11 protein-coding genes are annotated in these 13,628 nt (G+C 61.9%); 5 read left to right on the top strand and 6 right to left on the bottom strand.

What is annotated here, in order from left to right:
• Positions 1-122 precede the first annotated feature (122 nt).
• A complete protein-coding gene (locus tag KTJ89_RS18540; protein WP_101546252.1) occupies positions 123-749 on the top strand; it encodes an L-threonylcarbamoyladenylate synthase in 627 nt (208 codons plus the stop codon).
• 158 nt (positions 750-907) lie between these two features.
• On the opposite strand, the gene KTJ89_RS18535 is transcribed toward KTJ89_RS18540, so the two are convergent.
• From KTJ89_RS18535 to KTJ89_RS18515, 5 genes are all read right to left on the bottom strand, one after another.
• Positions 908-1,612: an ABC transporter ATP-binding protein gene (locus tag KTJ89_RS18535; RefSeq protein WP_139908273.1), complete on the bottom strand. Its 705-nt coding sequence runs from the start codon at positions 1,610-1,612 to the stop codon at positions 908-910.
• Positions 1,612-2,385: an ABC transporter ATP-binding protein gene (locus KTJ89_RS18530; protein WP_259358867.1), complete on the bottom strand. Its 774-nt coding sequence runs from the start codon at positions 2,383-2,385 to the stop codon at positions 1,612-1,614. The genes KTJ89_RS18535 and KTJ89_RS18530 overlap by 1 nt, the downstream gene beginning before the upstream one ends.
• Positions 2,382-3,488 carry a branched-chain amino acid ABC transporter permease gene (locus KTJ89_RS18525; RefSeq protein WP_259358866.1) on the bottom strand — a complete coding sequence of 369 codons (1,107 nt, stop codon included), beginning with the start codon at positions 3,486-3,488 and terminating at the stop codon, positions 2,382-2,384. Before KTJ89_RS18525 ends, KTJ89_RS18530 begins: the two co-directional genes overlap by 4 nt.
• 5 nt (positions 3,489-3,493) lie before the next feature.
• On the bottom strand, positions 3,494-4,360 hold the full coding sequence (locus KTJ89_RS18520; protein WP_139469740.1) for a branched-chain amino acid ABC transporter permease: 867 nt from the start codon (positions 4,358-4,360) through the stop codon (positions 3,494-3,496).
• Positions 4,361-4,445: 85 nt separating this feature from the next.
• On the bottom strand, positions 4,446-5,660 hold the full coding sequence (locus KTJ89_RS18515; protein ID WP_259358865.1) for an ABC transporter substrate-binding protein: 1,215 nt from the start codon (positions 5,658-5,660) through the stop codon (positions 4,446-4,448).
• A gap of 446 nt (positions 5,661-6,106) precedes the next feature.
• Here KTJ89_RS18515 and KTJ89_RS18510 point away from each other — a divergent pair, with 446 nt between their 5' ends.
• Entirely contained in the window at positions 6,107-6,850 is a 744-nt protein-coding gene (locus KTJ89_RS18510) for an SDR family oxidoreductase (protein ID WP_259358864.1), read from the top strand.
• 51 nt (positions 6,851-6,901) lie between these two features.
• Complete coding sequence (locus KTJ89_RS18505; protein ID WP_259358863.1) at positions 6,902-8,101, top strand: acetyl-CoA C-acyltransferase; 1,200 nt, start codon at positions 6,902-6,904, stop codon at positions 8,099-8,101.
• A 162-nt stretch (positions 8,102-8,263) separates the two neighbouring features.
• Here the strand turns inward: KTJ89_RS18505 and KTJ89_RS18500 are convergent, their stop codons facing one another.
• On the bottom strand, positions 8,264-11,152 hold the full coding sequence (locus KTJ89_RS18500; RefSeq protein WP_259358862.1) for an HNH endonuclease signature motif containing protein: 2,889 nt from the start codon (positions 11,150-11,152) through the stop codon (positions 8,264-8,266).
• A 297-nt stretch (positions 11,153-11,449) separates the two neighbouring features.
• Here KTJ89_RS18500 and KTJ89_RS18495 point away from each other — a divergent pair, with 297 nt between their 5' ends.
• A complete protein-coding gene (locus KTJ89_RS18495; protein WP_172170060.1) occupies positions 11,450-12,766 on the top strand; it encodes an MATE family efflux transporter in 1,317 nt (438 codons plus the stop codon).
• Positions 12,763-13,620 carry a GNAT family N-acetyltransferase gene (locus tag KTJ89_RS18490; protein WP_259358861.1) on the top strand — a complete coding sequence of 286 codons (858 nt, stop codon included), beginning with the start codon at positions 12,763-12,765 and terminating at the stop codon, positions 13,618-13,620. The genes KTJ89_RS18495 and KTJ89_RS18490 overlap by 4 nt, the downstream gene beginning before the upstream one ends.
• The last annotated feature ends 8 nt before the right edge of the window (positions 13,621-13,628 follow it).

The following is a 13,628-nucleotide window of genomic DNA, read 5'->3' as shown; positions in this document are numbered from 1 at the left end:
ATCTGACGGACCGGCCCGACGCCGCCGAAAGGTTTCGGCTCGAAGAGCCCACCGTTTTCGCATTGCCGGGCACTTGTCCGTCAACCCCTCGCACTGTGGCGGCAGAGTGGTTAGCATGAAGTATGGCGACACTACTGAATATCCATCCGGAGAACCCGCAGGACCGACTGATCGAGAAGGCCGCTGAGTCACTCAGGAACGGTGGCCTGATCGCCTATCCGACTGATTCCTGTTATGCCCTCGGCTGCGCATTGGACAACAAAGAAGGCATCGAACGGATCACCCGCATCCGGCATCTCGGTTCGAAGCACCATTTCACGCTGATGTGCCATGACTTCGCTCAGCTGGGTCAGTTCGTCATCGTCGACAATTCCGATTTCCGAGCCATCAAATCGATGACGCCGGGGCCGTACACGTTCATCATGAAGGCGACGAAGGAAGTCCCGCGCCGGATGATGCACCCGAAGAAGCATTCGGTCGGCGCTCGGATTCCGCAGAACGTCACGGCCCTCGCCCTCGTCGAGGCGATGGGGGAGCCGATCCTGTCCTCGACGCTGCTGCTGCCCGGCGATGAGGATCCGCTGACTCACGCCGAGGATGTCATGGACCAGCTCGGCAATGACCTCGATATCGTCATCGAGTCCGGTGTCCCCGGAGTCGTGCCGACCTCGGTCATCGACTTCACCGGACGGTACCCCGAGGTGGCTCGCGTCGGAGCCGGGGACGTCTCCCGGTTCCAGGATGAGTGAGACGGCCGGGCACGCCCAACCGAATTGAATGAGTGTGACTGACCGTTCTGGACGTTCGGAACGATCAACTCAGCGAAATCTCGCCGAGGTGGCCGGGCCGCCTCGGCGAGATCTTTGTACTGCGCAGTCTTCCTGCACGAATGGGAGGCGTCCGCTCGTCAGAGGCCGAGGTAAGCCGCCTGCACCTCGGGGTTGTCGAGCAGCCGAGAGGCATCATCAGCGAGGACGATCCTCCCCTCAGCAAGGACGTATCCTCTGTGGGCGATCGCCAGCGATGCCTTCGCGTTCTGCTCGCTGAGCAGGACGCCGATGCCGTTTCGATTGATCTGGGCGACTGACTCGAGCACCTGCTCGACGACGATGGGAGCCAGGCCCATCGACGGCTCATCCAGGATCAGCAGGCTCGGGTCGGACATCAATGCTCGTCCGATTGCGACCATCTGCTGCTGTCCGCCGGACAGGGAGCCTGCTGGTTGCTTCGCCTTCTCTTTGAGGATCGGAAACATATCGAGGACCTCAGCGTAGACCTCTTCTGTTCGCGATCTGTTCCGGTGAGGATAGGACCCCAGACGCAGGTTCTTCTCCACCGACATCTTGCCGAACAGATGGCGACCTTCCGGGCAGTGCGCGATACCGGCTTTGACGATGGCATTCGGGCGAGCTCGTTGCAGCTGACGACCCTCATAGGTGATCGACCCGGCACGGACACGCATCAGTCCGCTGATGGTTCTGAAGAGTGTCGTCTTGCCTGACCCGTTCGCTCCGAGGACCACGGTGAGCTCTCCTGGATTCGCCGTGATGCTCACCCCGTGGAGAACGTTCGTGGCATCGTACCCGGTGCTGACATTGTCGAGCGTGAGCATCAGTTCTCCTCCTGTGCTGTCGAACCGAGATAGGCACGGATGACATCCGGATTCGTTTGGATCTCCGCCGGTGCGCCGAGCGCCAGCTTCTGCCCGTGGTCCAGGACGAGGATCGTGTCCGCGAGGTCCATGATCATCGTCATCTTGTGTTCGACGAGGAGGACGGAAACGCCTCGCTGTGGCAACGACCGAATGAGGTTGCCGAAATCGACAGTCTCCTCTTCTGGGATGCCGCCGGCGGGTTCGTCGAGCAGCAGCAGCTCTGGCTCCGTGGCCAGCGCCATGGCCACTGCGGTGCGCTTCTGCACTTCCTGCGGAACATTGGACGCCAGATCGTGCCGATATTCTGCGACCCCGCAGAACTCAAGAGCTTCCATCGCCTTGTCCTCGTTGATGCGTGATTCACGACGATGGCGAGGCGTGTGGAAGACCGCGTCGAAGACGTTGGACTTCGAACGGACGATTCGACCGGCCAAGACGTTTTCCAACAGAGTGCTGTCATCGAACAGATTCGTTGTCTGGAATGTGCGGGCAATGCCGCCGGCCAAAGTCCGGTGTGGTGACGAATGAGTGATGTCCTCACCCTTGAAGCTGATGGTCCCGGCTGTGGGCCGATAGAATCCATGGACAAGGTTGAACAGCGTTGACTTGCCTGCTCCATTGGGACCGATGACTGCAGTGATCTGACCTGCCTCGACGTCCAGACTGACGTCCTTGACCGCATCGAGCCCGCCGAAGCGCTTGCCGAGGTCTCGTATTTCAAGCATTGTCATTTCGTCTCCTCGGAAGAGGGGGTGCCTCCGGTCCGGCCGGCTCCCGATTCGATCCCGTCGGCGACGTTGCGTGCGCGGTGGTCGCCTGTTCCGCCGGAGGTCGAAGCACCTGTCGAATCGAGATCGTCGTCGGCACCACGGGCTTCCTCCGCCCTGCGCCGTCGATTGCGCCTGTCGACGAATCCGCCGAGGTATCCGACGATTCCCCGCGGCGCGAAGATCACGAGGGCGACGATGATAGGACCCAGCACAATGAATCGATAGGCCTGGAAGTCCTGGAAGAGTTCGAACAGGAATGTCACGATCATGCTTCCGAGCAGAGGACCCGCGACAGTGCCCATGCCTCCGACGAGAATGAACATGAGGAATTCGAAGGTCTTGTCGATCGATGCCGCATCGGGTCCGATGAAACCGACCACCGTTGCGTAGAGGCCGCCGCCGACTCCGCCGAAGACAGCCGAGGCGGCGAACGCGAGCTGTTTGCTGAAGCCGACGCGCACTCCGATCGCATCCGCCAGATCTTCGCTCGTCCTGATGGTCAGCAGTGTGCGGCCTACGCTCGAACGCCGAATCGCATAGGTCGTATAGACGCAGATGAGCAGGATTGCGAATACCAGGTAGAACATCGCGACCGGAGATTCGAAGTCGATGAGCCCTCCGCCTTCGGGGAATTTCACATTGTTGACCCCGGAATGGGCATGAGTCACGGGCTCCCAGCGGCTGATGACGAGGAAGATGATGAAGCCGATGGCCATTGTGAAGATGGCGAAGTACTCATCCTTGGTCCGCAGGGCGATCAGCCCGCAGAGGTAGCCGATGACCGCAGTACCGATGACTGACACGACGAACGCTGCCCAGAAGCTCCAGTCGTAATCGGTGGTGAGCAGCCCGACTCCATAGGCGCCGATTCCGAAGAACCCGCCTTGAGCCAGGTTCAGCTGTCCCGTGAAGCCGAGGATGATGTTGAGGCCGTAGACAGCGATCGCCGCACACATGCCCACGGTGATCACTCGCATCGCGTAGTTCTCCTGTGCAAACGCCAGGGGCGTCAGACCGAGCAGAATGATGACGGCGATGGTGCCGACGATTCGAGGATTCTTCATTGGGTTCATCGCTGCACCGCCTTCGTGAACAGTCCGTTCGGCTTGATGGCCAGCACGGCGACGAGAACGATGAATGCCACGGCCTCACCGACGGCGGAGGAGATGTAGGTCGCCGTCATCGTCTCCGCGATGGCGAGTGCGAAACCGCCGACGATGGCGCCGGGAAGCGACCCCAGACCACCGAGGATGATAATGGCGAACACCTTGAGATTGAGTGCGTCGCCCATCGTCGGAGACAGGAGATTGATCGGTGCGACGAGGCCCGCCGCGATCGTGGCCAGGAGGGCGGACAGCCCCAGTGTCAGCATTGAAACCATCGACGGGTTGATGCCGACCAGCGATGCACCGACGCGGTCCTGTTCGATCGCTTCGATCGTCTGGCCATGGATGGACCGCTTGATGAACAGCGCCAACAGGGCCAAGACGATCACAGCGGTGACGATGATGACGATTCGCTGCGCAGAGATCTCGGCGCCGAGAATGCGGAGTTCGCCGGTGATCGGTGTGTCCATGCGTCGGAAGTCAGCGCCCCAGATCGCTTGAGCCAGTGCTTGGAAGAAGAACATCGCACCGACGGCCGCGATCATGTGGTGAGTATGCGGGGAGTTGCGCAAGGGGTGGAAGACGAGGCGCTCGAGACCGACTCCGACAATGAAGAGCATGATCGCAGCGATGCCGATTGCGGCGATATAGGGAACGCCGACGGTTGTCAGGAAGAAGTAGGTGATGTAGGCGCCGAGCATATACAGCGCACCGTGAGCCAGGTTGGGAATGCGCAGCACTCCGAATACCAATGTCAGCCCGATCGCAGCGAGACAGTAGACACCGCCCAGCGCGAGGCCATTAAAGAGTTGTTGGATGAAGAGGGTCATGATTGTCGGGTCCTCTGCAGGCATGAGTGCGGCCCGGGTGAGGCGCACCGATGCGCCTCACCTTAAGAACGGCCGTTGACGGAGATTACTTGTCGTCGGATACCTGTTCGATCGGCACCTTGGTGTATTTGCCGTCCTCATTGAGGAAGGTTGCTTCCAGGTTGGGATTGAGGAGGTGGCCCTGTTCTGTGATCTCGTCGGGGAAGCCATTGACCTTGTACTTGTCATCGACCTCAGGCAGTGCCTCGCTGATGGCTTCGCGAATCTTCTCGGGGTCGTCGGTTGTCCCCGCAGTCTCCATCGCCTTCGCGATGATCGCAATTCCCTGGTAGTTCAGTGCCGTTTCACTGGTCGGGACCTTCTTCTCTCCGGCCTTCTCAGCAAATTTCTTCAGGAAGTCCTCGGTACCGGGATCCTCATATTCGGAGACTGGCAGGACACCGACCGAATTCTTGAGATTGTCGAGCTTCGTCACCGTGGCCATTTCATCCAGTTTCGCCTGGTCCATGACGAGGAAGCTGCCCTTGAAGCCCTGCTTTCGAGCTTCTTCCATGATCAGCGCTGTCGGTTGGGAAGGTCCGCCGACGAAGATGGCGTCGGGCTTCTCTGACAGGGCTTTCGAGACGGGGCCCGCAAAGTCGGACACGGTGGCGTAGTCGACACTGTTGTCGCCGCCGATCTTCCCGCCGGCTTCACTCCAGGCATCCTTGATCGACTTGGTCCACTGTTGTCCGTACTCACTCTGAGTACCTAGCAGAGCGAGCTTCTTGCCTCCGTGCTCCATGGCAGTTTCGGAGAATTCCTCGGCATAGGACTCGAAGTTCGGAGGAATCATCATCGTCAGAGGGTTGTCGGCCTGCACGATCGCCGGGTCAGAGGTGTAGGCGGAGATGAGGAAGTTCGACCTGCCGCTGTTGATCTGCTGAATCGCCTTGATCGCTCCGGCGTTCGGGGAGACGACCACCGGGGCCTTGTCCTGATCGGCCAATCGTTGAGCATTGCTTGCCGCGGTGGATGGTGCGTATTTGTCGTCGAGGGACTTCAGCTCCAGTGTCACGGGATTGCCGTCGACCTCTACACCGTCTGCGTTGAGGTCGTCGATGGCCATTTCGAGACCGATCTTCACGTTCTCGCCGTACGCGGCGCCTCCTCCGCTGAGCGGTCCGGTGTAGCCGATGACAACCGTGTCGCCCTCACCCGAGCCACCACCGCCTCCGCAGGCTGTGGCAGTCAATGCGATTGCTCCCATGATTGCGGCTGCCGAGAGTCTGCGGCGGCGACTTCGCGAGACAGAGTTCATCTTTTCTCCTTTGAAAAGCTCTTGGAACACGTTTGCTCCACACGTTGCCCGAGCCGTCGTCAGTGACGGTGCTCGGAGTCGTCGGCAATCCGTAATGGACTTCGACTGATGTGAACACTTCCAAATCACTCTGGTGAAGTCAATGGTTTTGAGCTAGATTTTTGAACGTTCGATAATCTGCCGGGCGAGCCGGGCAGGGAGAACAAAAGGCGAGGTCGGGGTGCTTGCGAGCGGAGCTTCGCAGAACGGCGTCGAGGTTTTGAGTCGCTGGACCCGGCTATATGTCTGAAAGGTGAGCAAACAATCGTTCAGTGACGGAATTGGTCTACAGTGGCCTTAGCTGCATGGGAGAGCTGTGTCACATCGGTTCCGGTGCAGACGCGAACCGCAGTCGAACACTCGGTTCCCCACGGCAATGACGCAACATCATCTTTAGGAGCTTGTTCATGACTCGTACAGCAATCGTCACAGGTGGAGGCCGCGGCATCGGAGCCGCCATCGCCAAGCGACTCGGAGCCGACGGACTCAAGGTCGCCGTTCTTGATATGGGCCCCACCGATGAGACCGTTGCCGCCATCAAGGAAGCCGGCGGCGAAGCGCTCGGCCTCGAAGCCGATGTCTCTGACGAAGACTCGGTCAACGCTGCGGTCAAGCAGGTCGCCGAGACCCTCGGCGCGCCGACCGTTCTGGTCAACAACGCAGGGATCCTGCGTGACAACCTCCTGTTCAAAATGACTCACGAGGAGTTCAACAAGGTTCTCTCCGTCCACCTCGGGGGAGCGTTCCTCATGGCTCGGGCCGTGCAGTCGTACATGGTCGAAGAGAAGTTCGGCCGCATCATCTCGATGTCCTCCACCTCGGCTCAGGGCAACCGCGGACAGACGAACTACTCCGCTGCCAAGGCCGGCATCCAGGGAATCACGAAGACCTGGGCGATCGAGCTCGGCAAGTTCGGCATCACCGCGAACGCCATCGCTCCCGGCTTCATCGAAACCGATATGACCAAGGCCACCGCCGAGCGCGTAGGTATGGGCTTCGAGGAGTTCGTCGAAGCTTCGGTCAAGCAGATCCCCGTGGCACGATCGGGCAAGCCCGAGGACATCGCCCACACGGCATCGTTCCTCGCCTCCGAGGGTGCCGGATTCGTCTCCGGTCAGGTCATCTACGTCGCCGGCGGTCCGAAGGACTGATCGCCACCGTCCTCACGACGAGTTCACGAACATCTTCGAAAGGTGAGACCCATGAGAGAAGCAGTGATTGTGTCGACGGCTCGCACGCCGATCGGCAAGGCCTACCGTGGTGCCTTCAACGACACCCAGGCTCAGGAGTTGGCCGGCCACGCGATCAAACATGCCGTAGAGCGCGCCGGTCTGGAAGGCGGTGAGGTCGAGGACGTCGTCTTCGGTGCCGCTTTGCAGCAGGGCAGCCAAGGGACGAATGTCGCTCGGCAGGCGGCACTGCGAGCCGGGCTTCCTGTGACGGTTCCGGGCATGTCGATCGACCGGCAGTGCGCTTCCGGGCTGATGGGCATTACGACTGCGGCGAAGCAGGTCCTCTTCGACGGCCAGGAGATCGCCGTCGGCGGTGGCGTGGAGTCGGTGTCGCTGGTCCAGAATGACAAGATGAACACGTTCCGGGCCAAGGATCCGTGGCTCGTGGAGCGCATCCCGGGCATCTACTACCCGATGCTGGCCACGGCCGAGGTCGTGGCCGAACGCTACGGCGTCAGCCGTGAGGCTCAGGACGAGTACTCCCTGTCTTCGCAGCAGCGTACCGCCGCTGCTCAGGAGGCCGGACGGTTCGATGACGAGATCGTGCCTCTGCCGACGACGAAGGTCGTCGTCGACAAGGAGACGAAGGAGACTTCGCGTCAGGATGTGCTTCTCGAAGCCGACGAGGGCAACCGGCCGTCGACGACGATCGAAAGCCTCGCCGGACTCAATCCGGTTCTCGAGCCCGGTGTGGCGTCGAAAGTCCCGAGCATCACCGCCGGCAATGCCTCTCAGCTCTCTGATGGGGCCTCTGCTTCGGTGGTCATGTCGAGCGATGAAGCCAGCCGACGCGGACTCGAACCGTTGGGCATCTATCGCGGCATGGCCGTGGCCGGCTGTGAGCCGGACGAAATGGGCATCGGACCGGTGTTCGCTATTCCGAAGCTGCTGAAGACCCATGGTTTGTCGATCGATGACATCGGACTCTGGGAACTCAACGAGGCCTTCGCCGTACAGGCGCTGTACTGCCGTGACCGCCTCGGCATCGACCCGGAGAAGTACAACGTCGACGGCGGAGGCATCTCCGTCGGACATCCATATGGGATGACCGGTGCTCGCCTCGTCGGTCACGCTCTCATCGAGGGACGTCGCCGCGGAGTGAAGTACGTCGTCGTCACGATGTGCATCGGCGGAGGACAGGGAGCTGCCGGACTGTTCGAAGTCTGCTGAGGCGTTCCGCCCGCAGCTAAACAGGAACGGAGGGCCGACGATTCTCTGGTCATTCTGACCGAGAATCGCCGGCCCTTTCTGCGTGCTCCGTTGATGTGGAGACCGACGACTCTCGGGTTGAGAGGACCTGCGTCAGGGCATTGCGAGGTTGTCGGAGTCGTCTCAGAACGGTGGAGGTTCGCCGTTGTCCCAGAACCAGCTGCGCATTTCGGCGTTGTCCTCGTCTATACGCGCGGTGCCAGATGTGGTGCCGGAACTGCTCGGCGCAGGCGTGGGTGTGAAAGCGAAGAGGTCGTCGGCGGTGAGCTCCCTCCAGCCAGGGGATCCGTCGGCCGCGGCCGGTTCAGGGCATTCCCGTGCTCGCTTCCGATCGCCGGGCGCGGGATCAGCGGTGTCTGCATCGCCGCCCTGTGCAGACGACGTCTCGGCGCCAGACTCAGGACCGCCGTTGGACCCAGGACCGCTGCCCGACTCGTGCTCGGCTGCTGGAGCGCTTTCGCGGGTCAGAGGACCCTCTGTGCTCAACTCCTCCGGTGCTGCTGCTCGTCCCATGCGGGAGAGGCCCCTGCCGAACCGTTCGAGGAACAGCCGCGCATGCTCAACGCTGATCGGGTTGTCCGGTGAGACGACCTCCACGGTGACGCCCTTGCGGAAGACGTACTCCAGGTGGCCGGGCTCGGTCATCCGCACGTCGAAACTGCCGTTGGTCTTCTGCAAGTGGTGCGCCTTGCACAGGCAATGGAGATTTCCGAAGCGGGTGAGGCCACCTCGGGTCGGGTCGGAGTGATTGAACGGGTCGATGTGGTCCACTTCTGACACTTCGGCGGGCTGAGTGCACCCGGGGAAGGTGCACGTAACGAACTGTGCGACGAGAGTTTTGCGTACGCTGTTGGGAATGGCGTAGGACGTTGCCTTCGCATCGACCGGTGTTCCGGTCGCAGGGTCGGTCAGCAGCCGGGTCCAGGTGGTGGAGTATCCTGCGACCCGCCGCGCCATGTCGGCGGGAATCGGCGACCCGTTTGGAAGCATGCCCGCCAGATCGCACACCTCATTTGAGGTCAGCGGTCCGTCAGGTCCTGTAGCCGGTGTGTTTGAGTGGGTCGGTGCGGTCGGTGCAGTCGGTGCGGTCGGTGCGATCGGTGCGGTCGGTGGTTCGGCCGTGGGCGGCAGGTCCGGGGAAACTATGGGCGGCGGTGGCGCATCAGGGGGATCGGTGCTCAGTGGCGGTGGACCCGGCGGATCGTTTGTCGGCGGCGGCGCGCCCGGGGGATCGGCGGTAGGTGGCGGAACACTGCCGTCTTCCGACTGGAACTGGCTGAGCAGAGTCAGCAGCGGAACAGTGATGAAGGTGCTGGCCTGATTTGCCAGCCAATACTCACTGGTCGGCATATCAAGCAGGAACTCGAAACTGATGCGGCGCTCGCCGGCGTCGAGTATGGGATTGCCGAAAGCATCGATTACTCCCGCTGTCTCTGCTCCGGCGCCCTCGGCTGCGGGGCGAGCTCCGCCGGCACGCGATCCGATGAAAGTTGAGAGCGCGTCGACCTTGTCGCGGTCTGTGACGCTATTGCTGCTGAGAATGGCCTCGAGCATCTGGGATTCGAAGACGCGGTCGGCCGGTGTGGTGGGTGCATCGGTGGTGGAGCCATCTTGAGCGGAGGTTTCCGAATCGGTTGGCACAGGTTGAGCCTGTGATTGGCAGCCGGTCTTGTCCATGTCGTCGAATACCCGCTCGATGTAGTCGAGCAGGGACTCACCCTCGTGCATCGGTGTGCCGTCGGGTCCGGCGAAGAGGCCGTCGAGAGGGAAATCGGTGCTTGTCGACGAGCTGTCGGTGTCGTTCGTGCTGATGATGCGCAGCTTCAGCTGCGGACGCGTGCGCGTGAGGATGTCGAACATGAGAGCCGAGATCGTACGCTCCTCATCAAAGCAGTCTCCAGCCTTCAACTGACCTGAGAACGCACTCGTATGGCTCTTATGCACTGCCCGGGCAAAGGCGTCGAGCCTTCTGAAGCACGCTTGAAGCTCCGGTGCGGGCCCGGTCAGGGTGAGGTACGCAGTCCCATCGTCGCCGCTGCTGAAATCGACCCGACGACGCAGTGAAACACTCTTCAGAGTGTCCTCGGCCGGTTGGATTACCGCGATTTTCAAGGCGACCGAGCGCTTGAACGTCTCGATCGTGATGTCGGCGCGCCTGTGCGCCAGATAATCGTCGAACTCCGGCAGGTGCTCGAAGTGCAGGTCACGGCATGCGCGAGTGACACAATCGACGTGCTCGATCGTGAAGTCCCCATCGAGGCATCGCTTGAGGAACTTCGGAAGTCCCTGGGCCAGCGTCATCGACGAGGTCATATGCCTGAGCGAGTTACTCGTCGTTGCCCCGAGGAGACTCGAATAGACCCCGGCCTCAGTCGGTTCGATGCTGCCGCGCAGCCACGTGAAGAACGTCAGTTTCGGGTCGTAGCCGGGAAAGTCAGGCAGCAGAGCGGGGTCGGTCAGCAGCTGCTTTGCCAGCTTCTTCACGCGACGAGTGCGGCGACCGGCAGCGCGGTCCTTCTTCCGTCCTTTGTCTGCGTCGATCTTCCTCCCGGTTTCGGCCTCGACAGCGGCCAGTGCCTGGGTCCATGCACGTGTCTCTCTTCGGGTCCAGCTTCTGGTCGACGAGAATGCGTCGTCGTCAGCAACGTCGACGATGCAGTCGTCGCCGTCGGACTTCCGATCGACTCCCTTGTCCTCGGGCAGACGGTGCCGGGCAGCGGTTCTGGTGAAAGATGCGAATTCGTAGACCGTATCGAGCCGAGTGCCCATGAGCCCCAGAGCGTAGGCGACATCCTGTGCCACGACGTGGCTGGTGGCGATAAAGGAATTGACCTGGGCGAGGCTGCTCTGCGCATAGGTGCTCAGCAGGTCGACAAGCTCATTCTCCTCGGCGATCTCCATGCGACGTCCGTGAGCGCGGCGGAACTGGGACAGAGCTCGACGGTCAGCCCCTGCGGGGGGAGCGGTGGGCAGACCGAATTCCTGTCCGTCGCTGTCTCCGATGTTCTTCATCGGTCTCTCACCTCTCCACGCCTCTGTGGAAGTCAGTCGTCAGGGAAGTCGGCTATCTCAATTATATGATCCGCCGCTATGAATTCACATAACAATACGATTACAAATAGAACACGCAAACTAGCAGATGCGATCAGAATCGATTGGTAGTCATCTTTATCGACTCTGGTAAGTTTGTCCTCTGAATCTACAGTTCGGCACTGACACGACATTGCGATCGGGCTTGAACCCACAACTGCTCTGCAGTGATCGATCGCGACGGACTCACCGCACCACCGGTTCGCTAGAATCGGGGACGTGGCAGCGATCGACAAAGATATTCTCCGTTTGGCCCTTCCCGCACTCGGAGCCCTGATCGCCGAACCCATTTTCCTGCTTACGGACACGGCCATGGTCGGCCACCTCGGTGCCGGTGCCCTGGGATCGCTGGCGATCGCCTCGACGATCCTGCAGACGGTGCTCGGTCTGATGATCTTCCTCGCCTATGCTACGACGCCGCGGGTGGCGAAACGGATGGGATCGGGGGACCGGCCTGGCGCAATCACGGCCGGATTCGACGGAATCTGGCTGGCACTGGGAACCTCCGTCCTGCTCATCATCATCGGGCTGCCCCTGCTGAATACAGCGATCGAGGCCTTCGACCCGGATCCGATCATCACCGCGGGCGCACACTCCTACCTTGCGATCTCATGGTGGGGGCTGCCATTCATGCTCATGGTCATCGCGGCCACCGGACTGCTGCGCGGACTTCAGGACACGAAGACCCCGCTGCTCGTCGCGGCCGCCGGCTGCATCGCCAATATCGGCCTCAACGCCATCTTCATCTACGGCCTCGACATGGGAGTCGCGGGATCGGCGATGGGCACGGTCATCGCGCAGGCCGGAATGTGCACGGTCTACCTCACCATCTCCATCCGCGCGGCCCGTCGCCTCCACGCCAGCATCCGCCCTGACTGGACAGGCGTGTTCACCTCGGCGAAGACCTCCGGATGGCTGTTGGTGCGCAACGCCTCGCTGCGTGCTGCCCTCATCCTCCTCGTCTTCCTGGCCACGGCGATGGGCACGACGGACCTCGCCGCGATCCAGGTCGCTCAGAGCATCTTCTTCGCTCTCGCCCTCGCCCTCGATTCCTTGGCCATCGCGGGCCAGGCGATGATCGGCCTCGAGCTGGGGGCGAAGAACACCGAGGCGGTCGCCGCGATCAACCGCCGACTGTGCCTGTGGGGGATCGTCTTCGGCATCGTCGTCGGCGTCGTCCTGTTCGCCGGCTCCGGAATCATCCCCCGTGCCTTCGCCTCGGACCCGGCCGTGGTGTCGGCACTGGCCGCCCTCCTGCCGGTCCTCGCCTTGAGCATGCCGATCGCAGGCTTTGTCTTCGTCCTCGACGGAGTGCTCATGGGAGCTGAGGACGCGAAGTATCTGGCTCTGGCACAATTGGTCGCTGTGATCGGATACGCAGTTCTGCTCATCCCGATCATCAGCATCTGGCCGGGAGCACCCGGGCTCTGGGCCGGCTTCTGCATCGGATTCGTCGGTTTCCGCGCCCTGACACTGGGCTGGCGAGTACGCAACCGGGCGTGGATCGAACGCGCCGTCGAGAAAGGAATCTCATGAACGCTGCACACACTGACGCTCATGATTCGCAGAACACCTCCGCTGATTCGCCGGACACCTCCGCCGAGGCGGCCGCCGCCTCCCTGCGCGGACGGATCCGTCCGCTCCCGGCCGAGACCGATGACGAGACCTTCCTGCCCTTCCTCGATCTGTGCTTCAACTGGTCGATGGACAGGCCCCGAATCGAACTCGAGGACCTCCGCTACCGCAGCGATGCCGTCTTCTACTACCGCGGCTGGGGACGAGAGGGAGATATCGCCGTCGCCGCGCACGCCGAAGCCGATGCGCAGTCGCCGATCGTCGGACTCGCCTGGGTGCGTCTGGCCGATATCGACGATGTCGTCGGGAGGGCCGATGAGAAGGTGGGCGGAGACTTCGCCGCAGCATTGGACAAGACCGGCACCGAGGTGGTCCGCAGCGAAGTCGTGCCCGAGGGTGACGCTGACGCTGAGGTTGAGGCTGATGCTGGGGCTGGCTTAGGTTCAGATGCACCGGCCGGTGCCGACACCGACGGGTCCGCTGACGCAGACAACGCAGCCGCCGAGTCCGAGGCCGCCGAGTCCGCGGCCGTCGATCTGACGCCGTCGGATGAGCAGATGCCCTTCACCGGGTACGGCTGGGTCGCAGCCGACATCCCTGAACTTTCGATGGCAGTGCTGCCCGACCACCAGGGGCAGGGAATCGGCGGCGCCCTTCTCGATACGGTCTGCGCTCTGGCGCGGATGAGCGGCTTTCCCGCCGTCAGCCTGTCCGTCGAGGACGGCAACGGTGCGGCGAAACTCTACGCCGACCACGGATTCGTGTCCGTCGGACGCAACGGCGACTCGGACGTGCTCGTCCGCAAGCTCGGCTGAGGCGCAGT

The organism is Brevibacterium sediminis (assembly GCF_024895295.1).
GTDB classification, from domain to species: Bacteria; Actinomycetota; Actinomycetes; order Actinomycetales; family Brevibacteriaceae; genus Brevibacterium; species Brevibacterium sediminis.
This window is presented reverse-complemented; position numbering and strand designations above follow the sequence as displayed.

What these genes read in the sequence shown, in the direction of transcription:
- KTJ89_RS18530 (WP_259358867.1), bottom strand. Translation starts at nt 2,385, where the DNA reads ATGACAATGCTTGAAATACGAGACCTCGGCAAGCGCTTCGGCGGGCTC.
- KTJ89_RS18500 (WP_259358862.1), bottom strand. Translation starts at nt 11,152, where the DNA reads ATGAAGAACATCGGAGACAGCGACGGACAGGAATTCGGTCTGCCCACC.
- KTJ89_RS18490 (WP_259358861.1), top strand. Translation starts at nt 12,763, where the DNA reads ATGAACGCTGCACACACTGACGCTCATGATTCGCAGAACACCTCCGCT.
- KTJ89_RS18515 (WP_259358865.1), bottom strand. Translation starts at nt 5,660, where the DNA reads ATGAACTCTGTCTCGCGAAGTCGCCGCCGCAGACTCTCGGCAGCCGCA.
- KTJ89_RS18510 (WP_259358864.1), top strand. Translation starts at nt 6,107, where the DNA reads ATGACTCGTACAGCAATCGTCACAGGTGGAGGCCGCGGCATCGGAGCC.
- KTJ89_RS18540 (WP_101546252.1), top strand. Translation starts at nt 123, where the DNA reads ATGGCGACACTACTGAATATCCATCCGGAGAACCCGCAGGACCGACTG.
- KTJ89_RS18535 (WP_139908273.1), bottom strand. Translation starts at nt 1,612, where the DNA reads ATGCTCACGCTCGACAATGTCAGCACCGGGTACGATGCCACGAACGTT.
- KTJ89_RS18520 (WP_139469740.1), bottom strand. Translation starts at nt 4,360, where the DNA reads ATGACCCTCTTCATCCAACAACTCTTTAATGGCCTCGCGCTGGGCGGT.
- KTJ89_RS18525 (WP_259358866.1), bottom strand. Translation starts at nt 3,488, where the DNA reads ATGAAGAATCCTCGAATCGTCGGCACCATCGCCGTCATCATTCTGCTC.
- KTJ89_RS18505 (WP_259358863.1), top strand. Translation starts at nt 6,902, where the DNA reads ATGAGAGAAGCAGTGATTGTGTCGACGGCTCGCACGCCGATCGGCAAG.